This window comes from Sphingomonas faeni (genome assembly GCF_040407565.1).
Lineage (GTDB): Bacteria > Pseudomonadota > Alphaproteobacteria > Sphingomonadales > Sphingomonadaceae > Sphingomonas > Sphingomonas faeni_F.
In genome coordinates, this window is record NZ_JAPZPR010000001.1 from 364549 (window position 1) to 390037 (window position 25489).

Below are 25489 nucleotides of genomic sequence, written 5' to 3' on the forward strand. Positions count from 1 at the left end.
CAGTTGGCAAACCCGGCCCCCGCCGTCTATCAAAGGCCAGCCTCCGTGGGGACGGTCGGGCAGGGTGGGCAACGGTTCGTCGAAACCGAAAACCCCGCCAGGCCACGAAAAAAATAACGTGCAAGGGCGAGATGAATGGCGACAGTCGACGACATGGTTCCTCCCGGCGAATCGCCAGAGCCGTTTCACGAAGAGGCCCATGATCCTCGCCGCCGTGATTTCATCAATATCGCCGCCGTCTCGTTCGCCGGTGTCGGCGCGGTCGCGATCGTCCTGCCGCTGATCAACCAGATGAACCCGAGCGCAGACGTGCTCGCACAGTCGACCACCGAGATCGACCTGTCGAAGATCCTCCCCGGTCAGGCGATCAAGACCAGCTTCCGCAAGCAGCCGCTGTTCGTGCGCAACCTGACGCCCAAGGAAATCTCGGAAGCCGACGCGGTCGATATTTCAACGTTGCGCGATCCGCAGACGCTCGAGCAGCGCACCAAGGCGGGCAAGAAGAACTGGCTGATCACGCTGGGCGTCTGCACGCATCTCGGCTGCGTTCCGCTCGGCGCGGGCGAGGGCGAAAACAAAGGCCCGTTCGGCGGCTATTTCTGCCCGTGCCACGGCTCGGCCTACGACACCGCCGCCCGCATCCGCAAAGGCCCCGCTCCGTCGAACCTCCACGTTCCGGACTACGCCTTCAACTCCGACACCGTCGTCACGGTAGGCTGAGGAACGACCATGAGCTTTCCCTGGGCCAAGCAATACGAACCGAAGCTGCCGCTGACGCGGTGGCTGGATGAGCGGCTTCCCGTTCCCCGGCTCGTCTATAATTCACTCGGCGGCGGCTATCCCGTCCCGCGCAACCTCAACTATTTCTGGAACTTCGGCGTGCTCGCCGGCGCTGCACTGGCGATCCAGATCATCACCGGCATCGTGCTGGCGATGCACTACGCCGCCAACGGCGCGGTCGCGTTCGACTCGGTCGAGAGCATCATGCGTGACGTCAACGCCGGCTGGTTCCTGCGCTACGCCCACGCCAACGGCGCCTCGATGTTCTTCATCGTCGTCTACACGCACATCTTCCGCGGGCTGTATTATGGCTCGTACAAGGCACCGCGCGAGATGGTCTGGCTGCTCGGCGTCGTCATCTTCCTGCTGATGATGGCGACTGCGTTCATGGGTTACGTCCTTCCCTGGGGCCAGATGAGCTTCTGGGGTGCGCAGGTCATCACCGGGTTCTTCTCGGCGATCCCGCTGGTCGGCGACACCATCCGCATCTGGCTGCTCGGCGGATTCGCGCCCGACAATGCCGCGCTCAACCGCTTCTTCTCGCTGCATTACCTGCTGCCGTTCGTGATCGCGGGCGTCATCATCCTGCACATCTGGGCGCTGCACATCCCGGGCTCGAACAACCCGACCGGCGTCGACGTGAAGGGCGAGCAGGACACCGTCCCGTTCCACCCCTATTACACCGCCAAGGATGGCTTCGGGCTCGGCATCTTCATGCTGATCTTCGCCAGTCTGCTGTTCTTCTTCCCGAACTATCTCGGCCACCCGGATAACTATATCCCGGCGAACCCGCTCTCGACGCCCGCGCACATTGTCCCCGAATGGTATTTCTGGCCGTTCTACGCGATCCTGCGCGCCTTCACCGCGGACTTCATCCTGCCGGCCAAGCTCTGGGGCGTGCTGGCGATGTTCGGCTCGATCCTGCTGCTGTTCTTCCTGCCTTGGCTGGACAGCTCGCCGGTCCGCTCGATGAACTATCGTCCCAAGGCGCGGATCGCGTTCTGGGTGCTGGTCGCGGACATCTTCGTGCTCGGCTATTGCGGTGGCGCTCCAGCGAACGCGTTCTACGTGATCCTCAGCCAGATCTGCGCGGCGTATTACTTCGCGCACTTCCTGATCATCCTGCCGCTCATCTCGCGCTCGGAGCGTCCACGGCCGCTGCCCAACTCGATCACCGAGGCCGTGCTGTCGAAGCATGGCGGCACCAGCCCGGCCCACACCGCTCTGTCGACGGCGCCCACGTCGCATGGTGCGCCCTCCGCGCCGCACGCCGCGCACTGATACGAACTCGAGGACACACACATGGTTCGTCTCATCGCATCCATCGTCGGCGCGGCCTTCGTGCTGGTGCTCGGCATCGCGCTCTTCGGCAGCGTGTCGGGGGTCATCACCGACCCCGTCGCGCCGACCGCGGAAAGCGTCGCGCACAAGCACCCCAAGGAACTCGAGCTCGCCTCCAACGGCGTGTTCGGCAAGTTCGACCGTCGCCAGCTCCAGCGCGGGTTCCAGGTCTACAAGGAGGTCTGCTCGGCCTGCCACTCGCTGCGGCTCGTGTCGTTCCGCGACCTGACCAAAATTGGCTATACCGACCCCGAGGTTAAGGCGATCGCCAACCAATGGGTGATCGAGCAGCCGTCGATCAACCCGGAAACCGGCGAGCCCGCGACACGCAAGAACATCCCGTCGGATCGTTTCCCGTCGCCGTTCGCCAACGAGATCGCCGCGCGCGCCGCGAACAACAACGCGCTGCCGCCCGATCTCTCGCTGATCACCAAGGCGCGCGAGGACGGCACCGCGTATGTCCATTCGCTGCTGACTGGCTACACGACGCAGCCCGCCGCGCTGCTGAAGGAATTCCCGGATATCAAGACGCCGACCGGGCTCCACTACAATCCGTATTTCGCGAACCTCAACATCGCGATGCCGCCACCGCTAACGTCGGATGGCCAGGTCGCTTACGCGGACGGGACCAAGGCGACGAAGGAGCAGATGTCGACCGACGTCGCGGCGTTCCTGACCTGGACCGCCGAGCCCAATCTCGAGGCCCGTCATGCCGCCGGGTTCGCGTCGATCATCTTCATCCTGATCTTCTGCGGCCTCGCCTGGGGCGCCTACCAGAACGTCTGGCGCGACGTTAAGCATTGATGATTGCGGTGCGCCCGCGGTAAGGGCGCATGGATAGAAGGAGCGGCGGACGGGCAAATAGCCTGATCCGCCGCTTTCGTTTTGGCCGTAGTGCAGCGTCGCGATACGGCCGCCGCTCCGTGCGAAAAGGGAACGCCCATGTCCGATACCAACGAGCGCAACGCCGATCTCAAAGCCCTGATCCGCACCATCCCGGACTTCCCCAAGCCTGGCATCCAGTTCCGCGACATCACCACGCTGCTGCTCGACCCGCAGGGTTGGGCGACCGCGATCGAGCGGATGGTCGCGGCGGTTTCCGGCCCGGTCGATCTCGTCGCCGGCATCGAAGCTCGCGGCTTCCTGTTCGCCGCCGCGCTCGCCGCACCGCTAAAGGCCGGCGTCCTGCTGATCCGCAAGGACGGCAAGCTGCCCGGCGCGACCATCGCCGAGGACTACGCGCTCGAATACGGCACCGACCGTATTGCGATCCACGCCGACGCCTTCGCGCCCGGTGCGCGCGTCCTGCTGGTCGACGACCTGATCGCCACCGGCGGCACCGCCCGCGCCGCCGTCCGACTGCTCCACAAAGCCGGCGCGGTGGTCACGCAAGCCCAGTTCCTGGTCGACCTGCCGGACCTGGGCGGTGCAGACGCGCTCCGCACCGACGGCATCGAAGCAACCGCCCTGATCCACTTTCCCGGGCACTGACCGCGCGCTTGCCGCGAAAGCCCTCCGGCCTCGTTCCCCCGCGTGCGCGACGGAACAGTAAACAGGGGGCACCTCACCCGCACAGGCGCTCGCGACAGCCCCAAAACCCGTCAGACCCCATTCATGGAACTTGCGACATAAGGACTCCGTTGTGCGATGAATGGCGGCGCGTTGTGTCCGCTCTCCACGTACGGGAGATTTCCTCATGTTTATGAAGCGCTTCGGGATTATCGGCCTCGCTCTCGGTCTGGGACTAGGCGTAGCGGGCTGTACCGATGGCTATGGCTATGGCGGGGCTAGTGTCGGCTACGCCAGCGACCCCTATTACGGCGGTGGCTATGGCGACGGCTATTACGGAGCGGGCTATGACGGCTTCGCCGGCTATGGCGGGCTGGGGTCGTATTATGGCTGGAACAACGGCTATTATTACCCCGGTTCGGGCGTGTACGTATACGATCAGTATCGCCGGCCATTCCGCTGGAACGGCAACCAGCAGCGCTACTGGCAGGGTCGTCGCGGCAATTACCGCGGCAATGGCAATTGGGGCAATTTCGCCCGCGGCAACAATCCCGCCGCGCGCGAATATCGCGGCGACCGCCGCGAGGCCAATCGCGATTTCCGTCAGGATCGCCGCGACGATCGCCGGCAGTTCCGCAACGGCCAGATCACGCCGGACCAATATCGCGGCGAACGTCGTGACGCGCGCCAGGAATATCGCGGTCAGGCGCGCCAGGACCGTCAGGAGTTCCGTCAGAACCGCGGCGGCGGCAATGGCGGTGGCCGCGGCGGTTTTCGTGGGGGCGGCGGAAACCGTGGGGGCGGAAACCGCGGTGGCGTGATTCCGACGCCGAAATAACCGGCGGTCTCAATCGGGTCGGGTGTCCGGCGTGTCGTTTGGGCGCGTCGACACCAAACCGTTCGAGATGAACGTCATCACCAGCACATCGTCCTGATTGAAGACGTTCATCCGGCTCTTGAATATCCCCATGTCCGGCCGTTTGGCAGATACGCGCTTTTCCAGGATCTCGGTCTCGCAGCGCAGCGTGTCGCCGGGATACACCGGTTTGACCCATTTCAGTTCGTCGAGCCCCGGCGATCCGAGGCCAGCCTGTTGATTGTCGCGCAGATTGGCGACGACCATCGACATTACCATCGCGCAGGTGTTCCAGCCGCTGGCGGACAACCGACCGAAATGCGTCTGCGCGGCGGCTTCGTCGGAGAGATGGAAGGGCTGCGGATCGTATTTCGCGGCAAACCGCATGACCTCTTCGCGCGTCACCTGATAGCGACCGAACGACGCCTTGCTACCGACCGCGATATCCTCGAAATACTGAATGTTCGGCGTCGTCATGGCATCATCACCTTCTTGAAGGGAGCATCGTCGCCGTCGAGCCCTGCTTCTCTGGGCAATCCGACCAGATCGCGCAACAGTGGTTCGATCGCGACATTGTCGAAGCTCGCGATCGTCTTGCCGCGCGCGAAGGAGGGACCGTTGGCGATGAACAGCGCACGCATCTCCGGCGCCATGTTGTCGTAGCCGTGCATACCGCCGGTCGATGCCTTGGTCGGTGCGCTTGGCTCGACCTTCCAGCCGACATCGGCAAGACACAAATAGCTCGGCACGCGCGGGTTGCGCCCATAATGGAAGCGCGCCGGGATCTCGCTTTTGCGCCAGCATTGCAAGTGATCGTGGCGCTGCAGCAACCGCGCCTCGAGCGCTGCTTCATGCCCCGGCACCGCGAACAGGCTGGCATAGGGGCCGGTCTCGACGGTCCGGTAGTCCGCCTTGTCCGCGACCGTATCGAGCGCAACGACCCGCGTGCTGCTGGTCGCCGCCATGCCGTGATCCGCGACGATCACGAGGTTGGCCGGCTGGCCGAGGGCGGCAAGGCCGTCGACCAGCATGCCGATGCTCGCATCGACATTCGCCACCGCCTGCGTGACCCCCGCGCTGGCCGGGCCGCCGTCATGGCCAGCCGTGTCGACCGTATCGAAATACAGCGTCACCAGCTTGGGCCGTATCGTCGCAGGTCGCCGCATCCAGTCGAGCACGACGTTCACCCGCTGCGTGCCGCTCACCTGCTGGTTGAACTGCTGCCAGTCCTCGGGCCGCGTGCCGCCGTCGACCGCACCGTGGCTGTTGGGCTTCAGCGTGCCGCCGACCGCGACGTTGGCGCCCGGCCAGAACATCGTCGCCGTCCGGATCCCCGCCTTCTCGGCGTCGACCCAGATCGGCGAGCTCTCGCTCCACCAGAACGGATCGTCGGTCGCCATCGTGAAGGTCTCGCCCGGCCGCGCCGGATCCTCCATCCTGTTGCCGACGATTCCGTTGCGATCGGGACGAAGCCCGGTGACGAGCGTCCAGTGATTGGGGAAAGTGATGCTCGGGAACGAAGGCCGCATACTCGCGAAGACGCCCGCGGCCCGCAACCGGTTGAGATTAGGCGTCACGCCGCGATCGAGATAATCCGGTCGGAAGCCGTCGATCGACACGAGGATCGTGACCGGCGCGCGCGTCTCGCCCGGCATCGTCGCGGCTGCCACGGCGATCGGTGCGGGAGCGGTGATCGGTGCGAGGGAAGGGGGCGTGGCAGGATAGGCGCACCCGGTGAGCATCAGCGCGAACAGGGTCGCCGCAATACGTCTCTTCATGACTGGTCGTCCCGAGCAGGTTCGCGCGGGTCCTTACGCGGTGCGGCGGCCAAGAGAAAGCAGCGGTTGCGTTAAGCTTTTGTCATCGGTCTGCATCTAACCTGGGTTTCATGGGACGACCGTTCATCCTCGCGACCGCCGCGGCTTCGATGCTGATGTTCGCCGGTGTCTGGACCGCTACCGCACCCGAACCGGTCGCTGCCATGCCCGAGCCAGCGGTGCCCGTCGCGGCAATCGCTGCTATGGCGCCAGAGCGACCGGCCTCGGCGCCTCGCATCGGATCGCCGCGCTCCGCCGAGGCGACCGCACCCTATAACGTCGTCCGATCTCCCTACGGAGATACGCACCAGGTTTCCCGCCGGGTGGGGACGGACAATTCGGTCTATTACGCCGGCTGCCGCGAAGCGCGCGCGGCCGGGGCGACACCGCTGCACCGCGGCTCGCCCGGCTACCGTGAGGGCATGGACGGCGACGGTGACGGGGTCGCCTGCGAGGGCTATCGCCACTAGGCCTCGCGCCTGTCGATCAGCTATGCAGGAAGTGCATCACGTCGCCGTCGTGGACGACGTAGGCCTTGCCTTCCGCGCGCAGCTTGCCCGCCTCGCGTGCCTTGGATTCGCCACCCAGCGCGATGAAGTCGTCGAACGCGATCGTCTCGGCGCGGATGAAGCCCTTTTCGAAATCGCCGTGAATCTCGCCCGCCGCCTGCGGGGCGGTCGCGCCTTCGTGGACGGTCCAGGCGCGCGCTTCCTTCGGGCCGACCGTGAAGAACGTCAGCAGGTGCAGCAGCTTGTACCCGGCGGTGATGACGCGCGCGAGGCCGGTCTCCTCCAGCCCCAGTTCGCCGAGAAACTCGCCGCGATCCTCGGCGGGCATCGTCGCGATCTCCGCCTCGATCGCCGCCGACACCACGACCGCCTCGGCGCCCTCGGCCTTCGCCTTCTCGAACACCCGCGCCGACAGCGCATTGCCGTTCGCCGCATCGCCCTCGTCGACGTTGCACACGTACAGCACGGGCTTGGCCGTCAGCAACTGCGCCTGCGCGAACACGCGCGCCTCGTCCTCGTCCTTCGGCACGGTCAGCCGCGCGGGCTTGCCTTCACGAAGCAGCTCGAGCGCCTGGCCGAGCACGGCGGCGCCGATCTTGGCTTCCTTGTCGCCCTGCATGCCCTTCTTGGCGAGGTTCGGCACGCGCTTCTCGAGGCTTTCGAGGTCGCTCAGCATCAGCTCGGTGTCGACCGTCTCGGCGTCGGCGATCGGATCGACCTTGTTGTCGACATGCGTCACGTCGCCGTCCTCGAAGCAGCGCAGCACGTGGACGATCGCGTCGACCTCGCGGATGTTGCCGAGGAACTGGTTGCCGAGCCCTTCGCCCTTCGACGCGCCGCGCACGAGGCCGGCGATGTCGACGAAGCCGAGCTGCGTCTCGATGATCTTCTGCGATCCGGCGATCTTCGCGAGCGCGTCGAGACGCTTGTCGGGCACGCCGACGTTACCGACGTTCGGCTCGATCGTGCAGAACGGATAGTTCGCCGCCTGCGCCGCGGCCGTCTCGGTCAGCGCGTTGAAGAGAGTGGACTTGCCGACGTTCGGCAGCCCCACGATGCCGCAGCGAAAACCCATGATATGCCCTTGGTATAAGAATGTGCGGGCGCTTTAGGGCAGGGCGGTCCGGAAGGCCAGCATTCGCCCAACGTGCGCGCTGATCCTAACCCGCAAGGGGGAGGTGGCAGGCACTTGCCTGACGGAGGGGGAGGCCGGCGCAACCGCTGTTCCGTGTTCCTCCCCCTCCGTCGCTTCGCGCCACCTCCCCCTGGCGGGGGAGGATTAGTAAGAGCTGGCCTAATCGACCCACTCGATTGCCGCAGTGCAGCAAAATAATCATACCGCTCGGTAGAGAACTGGGAGCCCGACGGTTATGATAGCTGTCTCTCCAGATATTCCAGGAATTCCATGACCACGACCGCCAACGGCTACGCCGCGCAATCCCCCGAAACCCCGCTCGCACCGTTCAGCTTCGAGCGCCGCGAACCCGGCAAGACCGACGTCGCGATCGACATCGCGTTCTGCGGCGTCTGCCATTCCGACCTTCACACCGCCAAGGGCGAGTGGGAAGGCACGCTCTACCCCTGCGTCCCCGGCCACGAGATCGTCGGCCACGTCACCGCGGTCGGCAGCGACGTCACCAAGTTCAAGGTCGGCGACGTCGTCGGCGTCGGCTGCATGGTCGACAGCTGCGGCGAGTGCCCGTCGTGCAAGGACGGCGAGGAGCAATATTGCGAGACCACCGGCTTCGTCGGCACGTATAACGGCCCCGATCCCGTGCTCGGCGGCCACACCTTCGGCGGCTATTCGGACAAGATCGTCGTCGACGAAGGCTTCGTGCTGAAGGTTTCGCATCCCGAAGCCGACCTCGCCGCGGTCGCGCCGCTGCTCTGCGCCGGCATCACCACCTATTCGCCGCTCAAGCACTGGAAGGTCGGCCCCGGCCAGAAGGTCGGCATCGTCGGTCTCGGCGGGCCCGGCCACATGGGCGTCAAGATCGCCAACGCGATGGGTGCTGAGGTCTATGTCTTCTCGACCTCGCCGAACAAGCGCGACGACGCCAAGCGTCTCGGCGCGAAGGACCTGATCGTGTCGAAGGACGAAGCCGCGATGGCCGAGCACGCCAACAGCTTCGACTTCATCCTGAACACCGTCGCGGCCAGCCACAACCTCGACACGTTCACCGCTTTGCTCAAGCGCGACGGCACGATGACCTTGGTCGGCGTCCCCGAGCACGCGCATCCGTCGCCCTCGGTCGGCAACCTCATCTTCAAGCGCCGCGCGATCGCCGGCTCGCTGATCGGCGGCATCGCCGAGACGCAGGAGATGCTCGATTTCTGCAACGAGCATGGCCTCGTGTCGGACATCGAGATGATCCGCATGGACGAGATCGAGCCCTCGTATCAGCGCATGGTGAAGAGCGACGTGAAGTACCGCTTTGTCATCGACATGGCCTCGATGAAGACGGCCTGATCTAGCAGGGGGCGGGTCTCAACGAGTGCCGCCCCAAACTCCCTCCCCTTCAGGGGAGGGTCGGGGTGGGGCAGTGCCACGAGTACATGCATTTGCGGCCAAGCCCCACCCCAACCCTCCCCTTAAGGGGAGGGGGTAAGAAGGTGCCGAACGCTTCCACGAACACTACCACCCCGGCGAAGGCCGGGGCCCAAGTGGGAAGGCCAATCTGATGAAGGGCGGCCCTTCGTTAGCTACGTTTCCCAATTGGGCGCCGGCCTGCGCCGGGGTGGTATTTTGCATGCCGAGCTGTCTCAGCCGCCCCCATCACCACCGATAATTGAAACTAATACTGATCCGCTCGCCCTTGGCAGCATTCGGCACGACCTCATGCCGCAACCAGCTCTCCCAGAGAAAAACACTCCCCGGTTTAGGCTCGGCATAAACGAACGTCCGCAGATACTCCGCCGCATCCTCCAGCCGGGTCGGCGCCGCCATCATCATCGGCAACCGCGGATCCTCCAGCTTCAACGCCCCAGCCCCCTCCGGAATCGCCACGTACATGGTCCCCGACACGACGCTATGCGGATGGATATGCCCAGAATGCGCGCCCCCAGGCTTCAGGACGTTCACCCAAAGGCTATCGAGCTTCAACTTCCGCCCGCCCAGATCGAACGCACAGTCCTTCGCGAAATGCGCGACATGCTTGTTCAGCACCCGCACCAGATCCCCGAACCGCGGATCGCGCAGCGGCAGGTCGTTCAGCGACGCATACGACGTATACCCGCGATACCCATGCGCCTTCGACCACGCGACCCCGGCGCGATCCGCCTTCGCCAGTTCGAGCGCGGCGTCCTCGAGTTCCTCGACCAGATCGTCGTCGCCGAGATCGGCCTCGTAGAACCGCGTGGCAAACAAAGAGCGGGTAGTCATGGCTGCATCCTCAACGCGACATCGTTCATGAAGCGGACGTCGTCGCCTTCCGCCAGCCACTTGGCCTCCGCCGCGACCGCGCCGAGCATGTCGGAGAGCGGCTCGATCTCGGCCTTCGCATAATTGCCCAGCACGTATCCAGTCACGCGATCCTTGTGCCCCGGATGCCCGATCCCCAGCCGCACGCGGCGAAACTCCGGTCCCAGATGCTGGTCGGTCGAGCGCAAGCCATTATGCCCCGCGGTCCCGCCGCCGGTCTTCACCTTCACGCGGAACGGCGCGATGTCGAGTTCGTCGTGGAACACCGTCAGCGCCTCGACGCCGAGCTTGTAGAACCGCAGCGCCTCGCCGATCGCGCGGCCGCTCTCGTTCATGAAGGTCGCAGGCTTGAGCAGCAGGATCCTGGTCGAGCCGATCCGCCCCTCCTGGGTCCAGCCCTGGAACTGCTTCTTGACCGCGCCGAAGCCGTGCACCTCGGCGATCGCGTCGGCGACCATGAACCCGACATTGTGCCGGTGCATCGCATATTGCGCCCCCGGATTGCCGAGTCCCGCCCAGATCTGCACGTGTGATTCTCCAAAAGACCGCGTCGGCCAATTAACCGTGTTCTCCTGCGAACGCAGGAGCCCAGGGTAACGGGCGACACCGCTGCTTGATCCTGGACCCCCGCGTTCGCGAGGGAACAGCAGATAAAACGAAACGGGCGGGAAAGCCCTAGCTTTCCCGCCCGCCAGATCATCCGAAGACGAAGGAGGTTAGTCCTTCTTCTGCGGCGTGATCTTGTCGTCATCGTTGTCATCGTCGTTAGGCTCGACGACCGGTTCTTCCTCGGCAGCAGCCTCGGCTGCCTGAGCTTCGGCAACCTCGGCCTCGAGGATCTCGTCCTCGACGGTCGGCACGGTCGGCGGCACGATCGTGGCGATCGCGAAGTCGCGGTCGTCGATCGCGGGCGTCGCGCCCTTGGGCAGCTTCACGTCGCTGATGTGGATCGAATCACCGATCTCCAGACCGGCGAGCGAAATCGTGATCTCGCTCGGGATGTCCGAAGCGTCGACGACCAGCTCGATCTCGTGGCGCGTGATGTTGAGGACGCCCTTGCCCTTCTTGATGCCTGGTGCGTCGTCCTCGTCGGTGAACGCGATCGGCACCGCGACGGTGACGGTCGAATGCTCGCCGATGCGCAGGAAATCGACATGGATCGGACGATCCGAAACCGGGTGGAACGACACGTCCTTCGGCAGCGTGCGCACGCCGTTGACCATCACGACGGAATTCATGAAGTGGCCGGTCATCAGCGCCTTCATCAGCGCCTTTTCCTCGAGGTGAACCGAGGTTGGTTCCTGGTTCAGGCCGTAGATCACGGCAGGCACGCGGCCATCACGACGCAGCGCCCGGGAGGCTCCCTTGCCAACCCGGTCACGCGTCTCGGCTGCGAGCGTCAACTGGTCGCTCATCTGTATTCTCCGAAACTCGTTTGTTGTCCTTCCCGCCCACGCCTCCAGGGATGACCATGGACCGGAAGCGCGGGCGCATAGCGGAAAGCGGCGTTAGAATCAACTAAACCCGAATCCTCGCCCCTCCGGGGAGAGGGAGGGGCCCGCGTGCGCTTGCGGGTGGGAGGGTGAGGGGTGGTGAGGCTCGGGACGTTTTATCCCAACTCCCCCTCACCCTTCCGTCGCAAGGGCTCCTCCCTCCCTCTCCCCGAGGGGAGAGGGACTCGGGCATCAATACCTGACCCGCTCAGCCTTCACGCCAAGCTTCGCCAGTTGCGCCTGGACGCTATCCTTGCCCGCGAGGTGCCCGGCACCGACCGCGATGAACACCGTCCCCGGCGACTTCATCCGGTTGGCGACCCACTCCGCCCACCGCGCGTTACGATCCACAAGCAACACCTTCGCGACCTCGGGCGAGTCCTTCAAACTATCGTTCATCTCCTTGGCGAGGGCTTCAGGATCCCCCTTCGCCCACTCGTCCACCATAGTCGCCATCGTGCTCTCCAGCTTAGGTAGCTCGTCGATCGTGCTCCCCAGAAACTGGATCTGCGCCTTCTGCGACAGCCCTCCGAAATACCCGAGCTGCTGCTCCGCCGTTTCCAGCCCGATCACGGGCTTCCCCGCAGCCTTCGCCGCCGCCGTGATCACCTGCTCCGGCCCGTTAGCCGAGTCGTACCCAAGCTTCGACAGCGGAGCGATCGACAGGTTGGTCGCCGCCAGCCAAGGCTTGAACCGATCGAACGCATTCGCCGGCAAGCCCAGGTCGGTCACCGCCTTCGCATACGCCGCACGCTTGTCCGCCGGCAGCTGCTCGGTCAGCGTCGGGCCGTCCTTCGACACCCCCGTCGCCATCACCAGCGACTGCATCTTCGCGGGATCCGGCATCACCAGCTCCAGCACCACCTGTTGCGAGCGATCGAACGCGGTCTTTACCGCCTCGTCGAACCACGTCATGCCCGGCTTCAGCACATGGATCGTCCCGAACAGGTAGATCGTCGTGTCCTTGTCCTTCACCACCCAGAGCGCCGGATCGGCATCGTTCGCGGCTTGCACAGGCTTCGGCGCGACCTGCGCACAGGCGGGCAGGGCGAACGCCATGGCGATGGCAGAGAGCGCGGATCGGAACGAAACGATCTTCGAAAACAGCTTCAAGGTGATGGCATCCTTATCGTTGGTGCAGCCCATGTAGGACGCCCGGCCGCAACGCACCACTTGCCTCCCGCACCCCCATCCGCCAAAGCCCGCGCGTGACCCAGCCCCAGATCCAGCCAACGTTAAAGCCTCTTAGCTTCCAGCGCATGATCCTCACGCTCCACGATTACTGGAGCGAACACGGATGCCTGATCCTGCAGCCCTACGACATGGAAATGGGCGCGGGCACCTTCCACACCGCCACCACGCTCCGCGCGCTCGGGCCGAAACCGTGGAACGCCGCGTTCGTGCAGCCCTGTCGCCGCCCCACCGACGGCCGCTATGGCGAGAACCCCAACCGGCTCCAGCATTACTACCAGTATCAGGTCATCCTGAAACCGAGTCCCGCGAACCTCCAGGAACTCTACCTCGGCAGCCTCGCGGCGATCGGCATCGACATGCTGAAGCACGACATCCGCTTCGTCGAGGACGACTGGGAAAGCCCGACGCTCGGTGCCTGGGGTCTCGGCTGGGAGGTCTGGTGCGACGGCATGGAGGTGACTCAGTTCACCTATTTCCAGCAGATGGGCGGCTTCGACATGAAGCCCGTCGCCGGCGAACTCACCTACGGGTTGGAGCGCCTGGCAATGTACATCCAGGACAAGGACTCGGTGTACGACCTCGCGTTCAACGATGCCGGCGTGACCTACGGCGACGTGTTCCTGGAGAATGAGCAGGAGATGTCGAAGTGGAACTTCGAGATCGCCGACACGGACTCCCTGTTCGACCAGTTCCGCAAGCACGTAGCGGAATGCGAGAACTCGCTGTCCGCCAAGCTCCCGATCCCAGCCTACGAGCAAGCGATCAAAGCCAGCCACATCTTCAACCTGCTCCAGGCCCGCGGCGTAATCTCGGTAGCCGAACGCCAAGCTTATATGGGCCGTGTCCGAGACTTGGCCAAAGGCGCCTGCGCCGCCTGGATGGACAAGCACGGATGGGCGGCATGACGCGCCCCCGCGCCGCAGGCCTAAATCAATCCTTCTTATCTCTTCGCGCCTTTGCGCCTTCGCGTGAGAAAATCTTGTTCACGCAAAGGCGCGATGGCGCGAAGATGGAGCGTTCCGCGTGACTGATTTCCTCCTAGAACTCCGCTCCGAAGAAATCCCGGCACGCATGCAAGCGCGTGCGCGCGAAGATTTGTCGAAGCTGTTCACCGCCGAGCTCGCCAAGGCCGGGATCGCCACCGGCGCCATCGTCACCTACGCGACCCCGCGCCGCCTGACGCTGATCGCGCGCGACCTGCCGCTTGAGACCGCCGCCGTCTCCGAGGAAACCAAGGGCCCCAAGACCTCCGCCCCCCCCCAGGCACTCGAAGGGTTCCTCCGCAAGACCGGCCTAACCCGCGAGCAGCTCATAGACCGCAACGGCACGCTGTTCGCGGTCACCGAGAAGCCCGGCCGCGCCACCGCCGCCGTGCTCGCCGAGGCGATCCCCGCGATCGTCCGCGCGTTCCCGTGGCCGAAGTCGATGCGCTGGGGCGACGCCTCCGCCAGCACCGAGTCGCTCCGCTGGGTCCGCCCGCTGCAAGGCATCGTCGCGCTGCTCGGCGAAGAGATCGTGCCGTTCGAGATCGCCGGCATCGCCAGCGGTGCCGCCACGCTCGGCCACCGCTTCCACCACCCGTACCAGATCACGATCGGCGGCGCGCACGACTATGTCGAGAAACTGCGCGCCTGCCACGTCATCGTCGACCACGACGAACGCGCCACGCTGATCCGCGACCAAGCGCGCGAAGCCGCCGCCCAAGCCGGCCTCGAACTGATCGAGGACGAGGGCCTCGTCGCGGAGAACGCAGGCCTGACGGAATGGCCGATTCCGCTGTTAGGCCAGTTCGACCCCGCATTTCTCGACGTCCCGCCCGAGGTCATCCAGCTGACTGCCCGCGTGAACCAGAAATATTTCGTCTGCCGCGGCGCGGAAGGAAAATTGGCGAACGCGTTCGTCTGTACCGCTAACATCGCCGCGCACGACTGCGGCGCGAAGATCGTCGAGGGCAATCGCAAGGTCCTCGCCGCGCGATTGTCGGACGCGAAATTCTTCTACGACACCGATCTCAAGGTCCCGCTCGAAGAGCAGGCGGAGAAGCTATCGAAGATCGTCTTCCACGAAAAGCTCGGCACCGTAGCCGACAAGGTCGACCGCGTCGCGAAGCTCGCCCGCTGGCTGGTAGAAGAGGGCATCGTCACTTCTGCCCCTGCTCCCCTCCCGCTCGCGGGAGGGGTCGGGGGAGGGCCTGACACAACCACCACCGCCGCGCTTGAGGCCAACCCCTCCCCCGACCCCTCCCGCAAGCGGGAGGGGAGCAGTGAATTGGCCGACCTAGCAGAACGCGCAGCCCGCCTCGCAAAGGCAGACCTCGTCACCGGCATGGTCGGCGAGTTCCCCGAGCTCCAAGGCCTGATGGGCGGCTACTACGCCGCCGCGCAGGGCGAGCACCCGTCCGTCGCCACCGCCATCCGCGACCACTACAAGCCGGTAGGCCAAGGCGACGACGTCCCCACCGACCCGGTAACGGTGGCCGTAAGCTTAGCGGACAAGCTGGATACGCTTGTTTCCTTCTTTGTAATTAAGGAATTTCCTACAGGGTCAAAGGATCCTTTTGCTCTTCGGCGTGCCGCGCTGTCTGTTATTAGTCTAATTAACAAAAATGCGATTAGACTTCCGGTAAAACTCCCGGTCATCGTTTCCCAAATTAATATGTTGGAGCAAACGGTTAAAGAAACCGAGAGATACGGTGATGAACTTGAGTCGCAGATAGATTTTCTAAAGCAGCTTGCGAAGATATCGCGCTTTGCTGTTAAAAATAAGTTTGAGTTGATGCGTGGTCCGTTACGAGAGTTGGCTCCAAAACCAAAAAGATCTCGGCGCTTTGTCGACCTGGGTAAGGCTTTGGATAGTCTAAAAGGTAACGACGAGTTACCTACGGCAACCGCTGCATTCTTCGCCGACCGCCTCAAAGTCCAGCAACGCGAAGCCGGCGTCCGTCACGACCTGATCGACGCGGTGTTCGCGCTCGGTGGCGAGGACGATCTCGTCCGGCTGCTCGCGCGCGTCCACGCGCTCCAGGCGTTCGTGACCACCGAGGACGGTGCGAACCTGCTCGCCGGCTACAAGCGCGCCGCCAATATCCTGAAGAAGGAAGCGCCTTATGCTCCCTCTCCCCCCCAAAGAGATGGGCGCGGAGAGGGTAGGGGTGAGGGGCTGCCAAGCAGTGCAGCGCCCGGTACTGCCCCTCACCCCGACCCTCTCCCCGCAGGGGAGAGGGAGAAGATGCTGTCCTACACGCCCGAACCGGCAGAGACCGCGCTGATGACCGCGCTCGACTCCGCCGAACCCCGCGCCACCGCCGCGATCGCGCGCGAAGACTTCGCCGCCGCGATGGCTGCCCTTGCAAGCCTCCGCGCGCCGATCGACGCGTTCTTTGATAGCGTTATCGTCAATGATTCCGATCCCACCAAGCGCTCCGCCCGTCTCGCGCTACTTGAGCGAGTCCGTGCCGCAGTGCACAATGTCGCAGATTTTTCGAAGATCGAGGGCTGACTGGAGGAAGTACACACATCGCGCCAGCGTGTGAACTTTGTGAACTTCGCTCCCGCCCAACGTATAAAAACAGGCACTTAGAGGACCGACCATGACCCAATATGTGTATCGCTTCGGCGGCGGTGTTTCGGATGGCGGCAAGGGCGACAAGAACCTGCTCGGCGGCAAGGGCGCGAACCTCGCCGAGATGGCGTCGATCGGCCTGCCGGTCCCGCCGGGCTTCACGATCTCGACCGATTTCTGCGCGGTCTATTACGACGAGGGCGGCCAGTTCCCGCAAGGCCTGCGCGACGAGGTCGCCACCGGCCTCGCGCACATCGAGGGCGTCACCGGCAAAAAGTTCGGCGACCCCGCCGACCCGCTGCTCGTCTCGGTCCGCTCGGGCGCCCGCGCGTCGATGCCGGGGATGATGGACACCGTCCTCAACCTCGGCCTCAACGACCAGACCGTCGAAGGCCTCTCCGCCAAGTCCGAGGACGCGCGGTTCGCGTGGGACAGCTATCGCCGTTTCATCCAGATGTACGCCGACGTGGTGCTCGAACTCGATCACGGCGCGTTCGAGGAAGCGCTGGAGATCGCCAAGGAAGACCAGGGCTTCACGCTCGACACCGAACTCTCCGCCGACGATCTCCGGAAACTCGTCGCGGAGTATAAGGGCCTCGTCGAGAAGCTCTGGGGCAAGCCCTTCCCGCAGGACGTCCACGACCAGCTCTGGGGCGCGGTCGGCGCGGTGTTCGGTTCGTGGCAGTCGGAGCGTGCGAAAGTCTATCGCCGCCTCAACGACATCCCCGGCGGCTGGGGCACCGCGGTCAACATCCAGGCGATGGTGTTCGGCAACATGGGCGACACCTCGGCGACCGGCGTCGCGTTCACGCGCGACCCGTCGAAGGGCGACCGCGCCTATTACGGCGAGTTCCTGATCAACGCGCAGGGCGAGGACGTCGTCGCCGGCATCCGCACCCCGCAGTATCTGACCAAGACCGCGCGTGAAGACGCCGGCGCCAAGCCCGCCTCGATGGAAGAGGCGATGCCCGAGGTCTACCACCAGCTCGCCGACGTGTTCGACACGCTCGAAAACCACTATCGCGACATGCAGGACATCGAGTTCACGGTCGAGAAGACCAAGCTCTGGATGCTCCAGACCCGCGCCGGCAAGCGTACTGCCAAGGCCGCGCTCAAGATCGCCGTCGACATGGCGAACGAGGGTCTGATCACCCGCGAGGAAGCGATCCTGCGCATCGAGCCGATGGCGCTCGATCAGCTCCTCCACCCGACGCTCGACCCCAAGGCGCACCGCGACGTGCTGACCAAGGGCCTCCCCGCATCGCCGGGCGCAGCCTCGGGTGCGGTCGTGTTCGACGCCGATGCCGCCGAGAAGAAAGCGGCGGATGGCGTCGCCGTGATCCTCGTCCGGACCGAGACCTCGCCCGACGACATCCACGGCATGCACGCCGCCAAGGGCATCCTGACCGCGCGCGGCGGGATGACGAGCCACGCGGCAGTGGTGGCCCGCGGTATGGGCCGCCCCTGCGTTTCCGGCGCCGGCACGCTCTCCATCGACGCCAAGGCGAAGATTATGCGCTGCGGCGGCCGCGAGGTGAAGGAGGGCGACCTGCTCACCATCGACGGCACCACCGGCGAAGTGATGATCGGCGCGGTCGCAACCGTGCAGCCCGAGCTGTCGGGCGATTTCGCCACGCTGATGGTATGGGCCGACGAGGTCCGCCGCCTGAAAGTCCGCGCCAACGCCGAGACGCCGGAAGATTGCCGCGTCGCGCGCGAGTTCGGCGCCGAGGGTGTCGGTCTCTGCCGCACCGAGCACATGTTCTTCGAGAGCAGCCGCATCACCAACGTCCGCCAGATGATTCTGGCGAGCGACGAGAAGGGCCGCCGCGTCGCACTGGAGAAGCTGCTCCCCGAACAGCGCAAGGATTTCACCGAAATCCTCGAGGTCATGGCGGGCCTGCCGGTGACGATCCGCCTGCTCGATCCGCCGCTCCACGAATTCCTGCCGCACGAGGAATCCGAATTCGCCGAAGTCGCGACCGCAGCGGGCGTCGACGTCGACACGCTCAAGCGCCGCGCGGCGGAGTTGCACGAGTTCAACCCGATGCTCGGCCATCGCGGCTGCCGACTCGGCGTGACCTATCCCGAGATCTACGAGATGCAGGCCCGCGCGATCTTCGAGGCGGCGGTCGACGTCGCCGAGAAGTCCGGCGCGGCCCCGATCCCCGAAGTCATGATCCCGCTCGTCGCCACCCGCCGCGAGCTGGAGCTGATGAAGGCGGTCGTCGACAAGGCAGCGCAGGCCGTGTTCGCCGAAAAGGGCCGTACGATCGAGTATCTCGTCGGCACGATGATCGAACTCCCCCGCGCCGCACTTCGCGCCGGTGAGATCGCGGAAGTCGGCGAGTTCTTCTCGTTCGGCACCAACGACCTGACTCAGACCACCTTGGGTGTCAGCCGAGACGACGCCTCGCGCTTCCTCGGCGCGTATGTCGAGCAGGGCATCTACGCGAAGGACCCGTTCGTCAGCATCGACGTCGAAGGCGTCGGCGAACTGATCGAGATCGCCGCCGAACGCGGCCGCAAGACGCGGGCGGGCATCAAGCTCGGCATCTGCGGCGAGCACGGTGGCGATCCGGCGAGCATCGCGTTCTGCGAAAAGGTCGGGTTGGATTACGTCTCGGCCAGCCCTTACCGCGTTCCAATCGCCCGCCTGGCGGCGGCACAAGCGGCACTATCGAAGAAGTAACGCTCGCTCAAAAGTAGCACCACCCCGATAGGGGCTGCCACCCCGGCGAAGGCCGGGGCCCAGTTGGAACGTCCGATGTAACGAAGGACCGTCCCCAGTTACTCGGCATTCCCAACTGGGCCCCGGCCTCCGCCGGGGTGGTGGCTAACTGGTTGGGTTATCGTAAACCAACAATGTCTCCCCGCGAAGGCGGGGACCCGGACTGGGCTCCCACCTTCGCGGGAGAACAAGGGGCAGGGGCCGACCTAGCCCAGCCCCCAAACCTCACCGACGCTGATCGAAATCGAACCAACCCCGCTTGGTCCCATCGGCATTATACGCCGGCCGGGCATAAGCCGGCCGCGCCGCCGAAGCCGCACTCTGATACGCAACCGGAACCGCTACTGGGCGATCGTCGACCACGCGCTGCTGGACCACCGGCGCCGCAACCCGCGCCGCCTCGACCTCCTTCACCAACCGGGCATTTTCCCGCTCGGCCTCGACCGCCCGCTTCTCCGCGGCCGCCGCCCGAATATCGCCATCCTTCTTCACCGCAGCATGCGCGTCCCGCTCGGCGAGATACCGCGCCTTCCACTTCTTCCCGCCCGGATGGCTTGCCAATCCGAACAGCCAGCCGGCAACGAAAACCAGCGCAAGCGCCGCGAACTGCGTAGGTGTGGAAAACAACGGCATCGAAAAACCCTCCTGTTACGGGGGCACAACGATTGGTTCGCCCAGCGGTTGCCTCAGCCCTTCAGCAGCGCGTCGGAGATTGAGCAGGCGGCAGGGCCGAGAATGACGACGAACAGCACCGGCAGGATGAAGAGGATCAGCGGCACGGTCATGATCGCCGGCAGTCTTGCGGCTTTTTCCTCGGCGCGCATCATCCGTTCGTTGCGGAATTCGCCCGACAGCACGCGCAGGGCAGAGGCGAGCGGCGTGCCGTATTTCTCGGTCTGGATCATCGTCGTCACGACGCCCTTCACTGCGTCCAGCTTCACGCGCAACGCGAAATTCTCAAACGCGCTGCGGCGGTCGGTCAGGAAGCCCAGTTCGATCGCGGTCAGCGTGAACTCCTCGCCCAGCTCGGGATAGGCGCGGCTCAACTCGCGCGCGACGCGGTGGAACGCGGCGTCGACGGTCAGCCCGGCCTCGGCGCAGATCACGAGCAGGTCGAGCGCGTCGGGAAGGCCCTTGCGGATCGCATCCGACCGCTTGGTGATCTTGTTATCGAGATACAAATCCGGCGCCTTGTAGCTCAGGATGAAGGTCATCGCGACGAGCCCGTATTTCTTCAACGGCGACCACGTCGCGAAGCCATCGGTGCCGTAGACCCAGTAGAGCATCGCGCTGCCGAGTATGATCGGCAGCACGAGCCGGCCGAAGATCACCGCTGGCGCCCACTCCTTCGAGCGGATGCCGGCCTGCATCAATTTCACCTGGACCGCCTTGACCTGGCTATCCTGCAGCACCTTCAGCGTCGACAGGATGCCGCGCATCCTGTCGGCGGTGTCATTGCGCTGGACGAGCTTCGCGCGACGCTTGGTGGAGGCGGTGATGCCCGCCTTGAGTTGTTCGCGACGGTCGTTGAGCGCCTTGACGCGCTTGGCCATCGGATCGTGGACGGTCGTCACCGCGTAGATCGCGATCATCACCGCGAACGCAGCGATGCCCGAGAGAATGGTCGCGACCCAGAGTACGTCGAATCCGAGCAGGGTAGGTCCGGCGGTCTCGCCCATCGCAAATGTCCCTCAGATCTCGAAATTGATCATCTTGGCCATGATGAAGGCGCCGATCGCCATCCACACCATGCCGCCCATGCCGATCACCATCAGGCGTTCGTCGATGAAGAAATTCTGCATGTACTTGCCGTTGATGAACCAGATCAGCCCGAACACGATGAACGGCAGCGCACCGATGATGTACGCGGACGCCTTCGACTCCGACGACATCGCCTTGATCTTCAGCTTCATCTGGCCGCGCATCCGCAGCACGTGCGCGAGGTTCGCCAGCGTCTCGGCCAGGTTGCCGCCGGTCTCGCGCTGGATCGCGATGGTGATGACGAAGAACTGGAATTCCGGCGTGCCGAGCCGGTCCGCGGTCTCCTGCAGCGCGGCGTCCATCGTCCGGCCGATCTTCATCTTGTCGCTGACCGAACGAAATTCCTCGCCGACCGGACCGTCCACCTCCTGGCCGACGACGCCGATCGTCTCGCTGATCGGCAAGCCGGACCGGAGCCCGCGCACCAGCAGGTCGATCGCGTCGGGAAATTTGGCGGTGAACTTGCCGATCCGTCGCTGGATGGTCTTGCCGACCACGAGGTGCGGCAGGCCGATTCCGACGAACAGACCGAACAGCACTGCGAGCGCGATCGGCATGCCCTTCAGCAACATCAGCAGCGCGACCACCAGCGTCAGGCCCGCCGTCGCCATGCCGTATTGGCCGACCGTCCACGTCTTGCCGGTCATCGCCAGCCGTTTGGCGAGCAACGCCGGGTTGGGCAGGATGCGACCGAACGCGACGTCCATTTTGGTATCGCGCGTGTTCGAGATGCGGCGCAACTGCGCTTCGGCGACGACCATCGCATCGCCGTGGCGTTCGCGGAGGGATGCGATCCGGCGCGATTTGACGCGCCCGCCGGACGGTACGGCAAACGCGAACACCAGCATGCCCAGCACGACGCAGGCACCGGTCATCACGAGCAGCAGCGGCAAGATCTCCATCACGGCTTACCGCCTTTCGATCGCGGCGACCGGCAGGGCCGGGGCACAACTGGTCATTTCGTTTGCACCGGCTTGGGCGCGCGCTTCGGGATCAACCCCTTCAACTCGCCGAACTTGCCCATCAGCGATCGGCCCTTGATCGCCTTCACGCCATCGGGGCCGCTTTCCGCCACCGCGCAGGCAAGCTGCGTCGCCAGCGCGACGATCGGCGCGATCGTCTTCGAATTCTTGCCCGCCTCGACGATCGGCTTGCCAAGCTTGGCCGCCTGTGCCGCCAGCTTCTGATCGAACGGCACCAGATAATCGATCCTGCGCTCGATCGAACCCTCGAAATCCTTGCGGTTTATCTCGAGCTGGCCGCCCGCATGGATGCGATTGGCGAGGACATAGACCTGGATCTGCGGCGCGTTCGTCTTAAGCCATGACAGGATGCGGATCGTATCGCGTGCAGCCGCCAGCGTCAGATCGGTGACGATCACCACCAGCCGGACGTCGCTGATCAGGTGCGGATGCTGGATCAGCATCGCCCGCGGTAGATCGATGACGGTGCATTCGAACGCCGATCGCATCTCCTCCTGCAGCTGGTAGAAGGCAGAGCCGTCGGTGATCAGCGGCGCGTTGATCGGCGCCTCGGCCGACAGCACGGACAGCTTTTCCGACGCCTTCACCATCGCGCGTTCGATGAACAGTCCGTCGATGCGGCTGGGATTCTCGATCGCGTCGGTCAGGCCGCGGCCCGGTTCCAGATCGAGGCTGAGCGCACCGGTACCGAAATGCACGTCGAGGTCGAGCAAGGCGGTCGATCGCTTCTCCTTGTCGGCCAGCAGCCACGCGAGCGAGGTCGCCATCGTCGATGCGCCGACGCCGCCCCGGGTGCCGATCACCGCGACCGAGCAATGCGGACGGTCGGGCGAGATTTCGACGTGCTTTGGCGCGTTCAGGATCGTCTGCGCATGCACGAACGCCTCGCGCAGCATGTCGGGATGAAGCGGCTTGAGCAGGTAATCCTGGATCCCGCTGGCGACCAGGTCGCGGTACAGCCGGACGTCGTTCACCTGCCCCGCGGCGATCACCACGGTGCCGGGCTCGCACACTTCGGCGAGCGCGTTGATGTCATTGAGCGGATCGCCCGATTCGGCGAGATCGACGAACAGGATCTGCGGGCTGGCCGACACCGACAGCGACTGGATCGCGTTGCGCAGGCCGCCCTTGTGGATCTTTTCGACCGACCAGCCGAGTTCGCTCGCGATCGGGCGGAGTGCTTCGGCGGTCGTTTCGTCGCAGACATAGGCGGTGAACGGTTCGCGGTGGGCGATGCCGGCTGGTTTCCAGGGTGCGTTCATCACTTCCCTCCCGAGGCGCTCGGGGCCGCAACGGCGCCGCCACCGCCGCCGCCCGGCGGTTTTTTGCGATAGGCGTCGATCGCCTTGTACGAGAGCGCGGTGTCGCTGGTCTCGGTACCCGGCGCACCGCGTACCAGATCGGCCGGATTGGCGATCATCGCTGCCAGGTTGCGGTTGGTCGCGCAGCCATAATTGGACGAGGTGTTCGATTCGAATTCGTTGCTGCCGTCGCGTGACCAGTCGGGGCAGCGTGGCACGTCCGCGCGCATCCGGCTGACGACCACGCGGATCGATCCCGGCGTGATCGGCGCGGGCGTGACCGGGGCGTCGGTGGCCAGCAACAAGCCATACCGTGCGACGACGGCGGAGACGTCGGCGCGTGCGCGCGGCCCTTCCGCTGCAGGATCGTCGATCGCGACACGGTCGCCGTACCCCAGCCGCATCGTCGTCATCCATTCGGCCAGCCGCTGCTGCTCGCCACGCGCCAACGCGCCGCCCGTCACACCGAGGTCCAGCGCATAGTCGGCACGGCTCACGACCGGCTGGTGGACCGATTCGAGACCGCGATTCTCGGTCCCGACGCAGCCGCCGAGCAGCAACGCGGGGACGAGGGACGCTAGGATCGATTTGTTGATCATCGGAAATCCTTGATGCGTGAGGCGCATGACGTGTTCAGTTCGAAAAGCCGGGGGCGGGCACGGCGGGCTTCTTGCCCTTCTTTCCGTCGCTGTTCTTGCCCTTGTCGGGCGCGGCGGGTCGTGCGTCGTCCTCGTTGCGGCGCGCATCGCTGCGCGGCACCGTCAGGACCGGCGCCGCGGCGCCGATCGAGGGCTGGGCATAGGTCGGTGGCGCGACGGTCGGCACCGGCCGCGGTCCGCCGTTGCCCGCGTTCAGCGTACCCAGCAGCACCCGGTCGAGATCGGACGGCGCACGCACCCCATCGGTCGGCAGTGCGATGTCGCTCGCATTGTTGACCGGCTTCACGAGATACGGCGTGATGACGATCACCAGTTCGGTCTCGTTGCGCTGGAACGCGTTGGAGCGGAACAGCGCGCCGATGATCGGCAGGTTCGCAAGGCCGGGCGTCTTGTCGTAGGAATTGTTGTGGTTGTTCGACAGCAGGCCGCTGATCATCATGCTCTGGCCGGAGCCGAGCTCGACGGTCGTTTCGGTTCGCCGGGTGGTCAGGCCGGGAACGCGCGTGTTGTTCATCGTGATCGCATTCGAATAGTCGAGCTGCGAGACTTCGGGCCGCACGCGAAGCGAGATCCGCCCGTCCGACAGCACCGTCGGCGTGTAGGCCAGGCTGACGCCGTACTGCTTGTATTCGACCGAGATCGTGCCGAGCGCCTGCGCCAGCGGGATCGGAACCTCGCCGCCCGCCAGGAACGTACCCGTCTCGCCCGAAAGCGCGGTCAGGTTCGGATTGGCCAGCGTCGTGACCTGGCCGGTCGTCTCGCCGAGGTCGATCGCGGCAAGCAGGTCCGTCCCCAGCAGCCGGCCGGCGATCCCGAGCGTCGTGCGTTGCGCCCCGGCGGCATAGGTCGACGTCTTCACGCCGGTCGTCGGGTCGTAGGTGATCGTGCCGGGTGTGCCCGAGGTGCTGCCGAACTGGAAGCCCGAGCCACCCCGGTCGCGGGTCAGCAGGTTGACGCCGATGTTCTTGATGAACGTGCGGCTCACCTCGGCGACGCGGACCTGCAGGTTCACCTGCAGTGGCGTCGCGGTCTTGAGACGCGACAGGACCTTGGTCGACTCGCCGACATAGCCCTGCACCAGACGTTCCGCCTCGGCGGCGTCCTCCGGCGCGGCAACCGTGCCGGTGAGCAGGATCAGGCCGTTCATCGGCGTCGCGACGACCTGAGCTTCCGGCATCGCGAGCGCCAGCATCTGCTGGACCGAGTCGAAATTGTTGCCGACGCGGACGGTGGCCGCATAGACGACGCCGCCGCCCTTCGTGGTTGCCGAGATGGTCGTCTCGCCGGTCTTCTTGCCGAACACGTAGAGCTGGGTCGGCGAGCGGACCTGGACGTCGGCGATCGAGTCGTCCGCCACGAACAGGTCGGTCATCGGCCGGGCTAGCGTCACCAGCCGGCCGCGACCGGTATTGATCTGCACCACCGGCGACCCCGACGGCACCGCGACGCTGCGGCTGGCGGACCGGGCGCGCTGCGCAAGGGCGGGAACGGACGGGGCGGCGCTCGCGGCGACCAGGGCGACCGCGATCGGCCAGCCCAGGGGCATGCCGAGAAGCGTGGTGGAGATACGCAT

Annotated in this window: 23 protein-coding genes; 10 read left to right on the forward strand and 13 right to left on the reverse strand. The window is 65.1% G+C overall.

Annotated elements, in window-relative coordinates:
* Positions 1-153 precede the first annotated feature (153 nt).
* From petA to O6Y00_RS01480, 5 genes are all read left to right on the forward strand, one after another.
* Positions 154-720 carry a ubiquinol-cytochrome c reductase iron-sulfur subunit gene (gene petA, locus O6Y00_RS01460; protein WP_056489394.1) on the forward strand — a complete coding sequence of 189 codons (567 nt, stop codon included), beginning with the start codon at positions 154-156 and terminating at the stop codon, positions 718-720.
* Between the two features lie 9 nt (positions 721-729).
* Positions 730-2061 (forward strand): cytochrome b, encoded by a 1332-nt coding sequence (locus O6Y00_RS01465; RefSeq protein WP_353440883.1) that lies wholly within the window; start codon positions 730-732, stop codon positions 2059-2061.
* A gap of 21 nt (positions 2062-2082) precedes the next feature.
* Positions 2083-2925, forward strand: coding sequence for a cytochrome c1 (locus O6Y00_RS01470; protein ID WP_353440884.1), 843 nt, complete (start codon positions 2083-2085; stop codon positions 2923-2925).
* Positions 2926-3063: 138 nt separating this feature from the next.
* A complete protein-coding gene (locus O6Y00_RS01475) occupies positions 3064-3612 on the forward strand; it encodes an adenine phosphoribosyltransferase (RefSeq protein WP_353440885.1) in 549 nt (182 codons plus the stop codon).
* Between the two features lie 205 nt (positions 3613-3817).
* Positions 3818-4468: a hypothetical protein gene (locus O6Y00_RS01480; protein ID WP_353440886.1), complete on the forward strand. Its 651-nt coding sequence runs from the start codon at positions 3818-3820 to the stop codon at positions 4466-4468.
* 9 nt (positions 4469-4477) lie between these two features.
* Here the strand turns inward: O6Y00_RS01480 and O6Y00_RS01485 are convergent, their stop codons facing one another.
* Both O6Y00_RS01485 and O6Y00_RS01490 read right to left on the reverse strand, forming a co-directional pair.
* Positions 4478-4948, reverse strand: coding sequence for a MaoC family dehydratase (locus O6Y00_RS01485; RefSeq protein ID WP_353441385.1), 471 nt, complete (start codon positions 4946-4948; stop codon positions 4478-4480).
* Between the two features lie 11 nt (positions 4949-4959).
* Positions 4960-6264, reverse strand: a complete 1305-nt coding sequence (locus O6Y00_RS01490) for an ectonucleotide pyrophosphatase/phosphodiesterase (RefSeq protein ID WP_353440887.1) — start codon at positions 6262-6264, stop codon at positions 4960-4962.
* A gap of 110 nt (positions 6265-6374) precedes the next feature.
* Here O6Y00_RS01490 and O6Y00_RS01495 point away from each other — a divergent pair, with 110 nt between their 5' ends.
* Positions 6375-6773, forward strand: a complete 399-nt coding sequence (locus tag O6Y00_RS01495) for an excalibur calcium-binding domain-containing protein (RefSeq protein WP_353440888.1) — start codon at positions 6375-6377, stop codon at positions 6771-6773.
* A 16-nt stretch (positions 6774-6789) separates the two neighbouring features.
* On the opposite strand, the gene ychF is transcribed toward O6Y00_RS01495, so the two are convergent.
* Positions 6790-7887, reverse strand: coding sequence for a redox-regulated ATPase YchF (gene ychF / locus O6Y00_RS01500; protein WP_056047251.1), 1098 nt, complete (start codon positions 7885-7887; stop codon positions 6790-6792).
* 330 nt (positions 7888-8217) lie between these two features.
* On the opposite strand from ychF, the gene O6Y00_RS01505 reads away from it, so the two are divergent.
* Entirely contained in the window at positions 8218-9282 is a 1065-nt protein-coding gene (locus tag O6Y00_RS01505; protein ID WP_353440889.1) for an NAD(P)-dependent alcohol dehydrogenase, read from the forward strand.
* A gap of 306 nt (positions 9283-9588) precedes the next feature.
* Here O6Y00_RS01505 and O6Y00_RS01510 read toward each other — a convergent pair whose 3' ends face one another.
* The 4 genes from O6Y00_RS01510 to O6Y00_RS01525 form a co-directional block, all read right to left on the reverse strand.
* On the reverse strand, positions 9589-10194 hold the full coding sequence (locus O6Y00_RS01510; RefSeq protein WP_353440890.1) for a TIGR02466 family protein: 606 nt from the start codon (positions 10192-10194) through the stop codon (positions 9589-9591).
* Entirely contained in the window at positions 10191-10760 is a 570-nt protein-coding gene (gene pth / locus O6Y00_RS01515; RefSeq protein ID WP_120301056.1) for an aminoacyl-tRNA hydrolase, read from the reverse strand. The genes O6Y00_RS01510 and pth overlap by 4 nt, the downstream gene beginning before the upstream one ends.
* Before the next feature lie 189 nt (positions 10761-10949).
* Positions 10950-11648 carry a 50S ribosomal protein L25/general stress protein Ctc gene (locus tag O6Y00_RS01520; protein ID WP_353440891.1) on the reverse strand — a complete coding sequence of 233 codons (699 nt, stop codon included), beginning with the start codon at positions 11646-11648 and terminating at the stop codon, positions 10950-10952.
* A 270-nt stretch (positions 11649-11918) separates the two neighbouring features.
* Complete coding sequence (locus tag O6Y00_RS01525) at positions 11919-12785, reverse strand: TraB/GumN family protein (RefSeq protein ID WP_435368582.1); 867 nt, start codon at positions 12783-12785, stop codon at positions 11919-11921.
* A gap of 200 nt (positions 12786-12985) precedes the next feature.
* Here O6Y00_RS01525 and O6Y00_RS01530 point away from each other — a divergent pair, with 200 nt between their 5' ends.
* The 3 genes from O6Y00_RS01530 (at position 12986) to ppdK (ending at position 19173) form a co-directional block, all read left to right on the forward strand.
* Entirely contained in the window at positions 12986-13825 is an 840-nt protein-coding gene (locus O6Y00_RS01530) for a glycine--tRNA ligase subunit alpha (RefSeq protein WP_056047263.1), read from the forward strand.
* Between the two features lie 118 nt (positions 13826-13943).
* The gene (gene glyS / locus O6Y00_RS01535; RefSeq protein WP_353440893.1) at positions 13944-16418 is read left to right on the forward strand and encodes a glycine--tRNA ligase subunit beta; all 2475 of its coding nucleotides are present in this window, start codon (positions 13944-13946) and stop codon (positions 16416-16418) included.
* Between the two features lie 91 nt (positions 16419-16509).
* Positions 16510-19173, forward strand: coding sequence for a pyruvate, phosphate dikinase (gene ppdK, locus O6Y00_RS01540; protein WP_353440894.1), 2664 nt, complete (start codon positions 16510-16512; stop codon positions 19171-19173).
* Between the two features lie 264 nt (positions 19174-19437).
* Here the strand turns inward: ppdK and O6Y00_RS01545 are convergent, their stop codons facing one another.
* Genes O6Y00_RS01545 through O6Y00_RS01570 form a run of 6 tightly spaced genes read right to left on the reverse strand, consistent with a single transcriptional unit; the run spans position 19438 to position 25489 of the window.
* Positions 19438-19845 (reverse strand): hypothetical protein, encoded by a 408-nt coding sequence (locus tag O6Y00_RS01545; RefSeq protein ID WP_353440895.1) that lies wholly within the window; start codon positions 19843-19845, stop codon positions 19438-19440.
* A gap of 53 nt (positions 19846-19898) precedes the next feature.
* Complete coding sequence (locus O6Y00_RS01550) at positions 19899-20891, reverse strand: type II secretion system F family protein (protein ID WP_353440896.1); 993 nt, start codon at positions 20889-20891, stop codon at positions 19899-19901.
* Positions 20892-20903: 12 nt separating this feature from the next.
* Positions 20904-21875 carry a type II secretion system F family protein gene (locus O6Y00_RS01555; RefSeq protein ID WP_353441386.1) on the reverse strand — a complete coding sequence of 324 codons (972 nt, stop codon included), beginning with the start codon at positions 21873-21875 and terminating at the stop codon, positions 20904-20906.
* A 53-nt stretch (positions 21876-21928) separates the two neighbouring features.
* Entirely contained in the window at positions 21929-23218 is a 1290-nt protein-coding gene (locus O6Y00_RS01560; RefSeq protein WP_353440897.1) for an AAA family ATPase, read from the reverse strand.
* Entirely contained in the window at positions 23218-23856 is a 639-nt protein-coding gene (locus O6Y00_RS01565; RefSeq protein WP_353440898.1) for a CpaD family pilus assembly protein, read from the reverse strand. Before O6Y00_RS01565 ends, O6Y00_RS01560 begins: the two co-directional genes overlap by 1 nt.
* 34 nt (positions 23857-23890) lie before the next feature.
* On the reverse strand, positions 23891-25489 hold the full coding sequence (locus O6Y00_RS01570; RefSeq protein ID WP_353440899.1) for a type II and III secretion system protein family protein: 1599 nt from the start codon (positions 25487-25489) through the stop codon (positions 23891-23893).

What these genes read in the sequence shown, in the direction of transcription:
- ppdK (WP_353440894.1), top strand. Translation starts at nt 16,510, where the DNA reads ATGACCCAATATGTGTATCGCTTCGGCGGCGGTGTTTCGGATGGCGGC.
- ychF (WP_056047251.1), bottom strand. Translation starts at nt 7,887, where the DNA reads ATGGGTTTTCGCTGCGGCATCGTGGGGCTGCCGAACGTCGGCAAGTCC.
- O6Y00_RS01560 (WP_353440897.1), bottom strand. Translation starts at nt 23,218, where the DNA reads ATGAACGCACCCTGGAAACCAGCCGGCATCGCCCACCGCGAACCGTTC.
- O6Y00_RS01565 (WP_353440898.1), bottom strand. Translation starts at nt 23,856, where the DNA reads ATGATCAACAAATCGATCCTAGCGTCCCTCGTCCCCGCGTTGCTGCTC.
- O6Y00_RS01550 (WP_353440896.1), bottom strand. Translation starts at nt 20,891, where the DNA reads ATGGGCGAGACCGCCGGACCTACCCTGCTCGGATTCGACGTACTCTGG.
- O6Y00_RS01475 (WP_353440885.1), top strand. Translation starts at nt 3,064, where the DNA reads ATGTCCGATACCAACGAGCGCAACGCCGATCTCAAAGCCCTGATCCGC.
- O6Y00_RS01465 (WP_353440883.1), top strand. Translation starts at nt 730, where the DNA reads ATGAGCTTTCCCTGGGCCAAGCAATACGAACCGAAGCTGCCGCTGACG.
- O6Y00_RS01570 (WP_353440899.1), bottom strand. Translation starts at nt 25,489, where the DNA reads ATGCGTATCTCCACCACGCTTCTCGGCATGCCCCTGGGCTGGCCGATC.
- O6Y00_RS01555 (WP_353441386.1), bottom strand. Translation starts at nt 21,875, where the DNA reads ATGGAGATCTTGCCGCTGCTGCTCGTGATGACCGGTGCCTGCGTCGTG.
- O6Y00_RS01505 (WP_353440889.1), top strand. Translation starts at nt 8,218, where the DNA reads ATGACCACGACCGCCAACGGCTACGCCGCGCAATCCCCCGAAACCCCG.
- O6Y00_RS01525 (WP_435368582.1), bottom strand. Translation starts at nt 12,785, where the DNA reads ATGGCGTTCGCCCTGCCCGCCTGTGCGCAGGTCGCGCCGAAGCCTGTG.
- O6Y00_RS01545 (WP_353440895.1), bottom strand. Translation starts at nt 19,845, where the DNA reads ATGCCGTTGTTTTCCACACCTACGCAGTTCGCGGCGCTTGCGCTGGTT.
- O6Y00_RS01530 (WP_056047263.1), top strand. Translation starts at nt 12,986, where the DNA reads ATGATCCTCACGCTCCACGATTACTGGAGCGAACACGGATGCCTGATC.
- O6Y00_RS01480 (WP_353440886.1), top strand. Translation starts at nt 3,818, where the DNA reads ATGTTTATGAAGCGCTTCGGGATTATCGGCCTCGCTCTCGGTCTGGGA.
- O6Y00_RS01470 (WP_353440884.1), top strand. Translation starts at nt 2,083, where the DNA reads ATGGTTCGTCTCATCGCATCCATCGTCGGCGCGGCCTTCGTGCTGGTG.
- O6Y00_RS01495 (WP_353440888.1), top strand. Translation starts at nt 6,375, where the DNA reads ATGGGACGACCGTTCATCCTCGCGACCGCCGCGGCTTCGATGCTGATG.
- petA (WP_056489394.1), top strand. Translation starts at nt 154, where the DNA reads ATGGTTCCTCCCGGCGAATCGCCAGAGCCGTTTCACGAAGAGGCCCAT.
- O6Y00_RS01520 (WP_353440891.1), bottom strand. Translation starts at nt 11,648, where the DNA reads ATGAGCGACCAGTTGACGCTCGCAGCCGAGACGCGTGACCGGGTTGGC.
- O6Y00_RS01490 (WP_353440887.1), bottom strand. Translation starts at nt 6,264, where the DNA reads ATGAAGAGACGTATTGCGGCGACCCTGTTCGCGCTGATGCTCACCGGG.
- O6Y00_RS01510 (WP_353440890.1), bottom strand. Translation starts at nt 10,194, where the DNA reads ATGACTACCCGCTCTTTGTTTGCCACGCGGTTCTACGAGGCCGATCTC.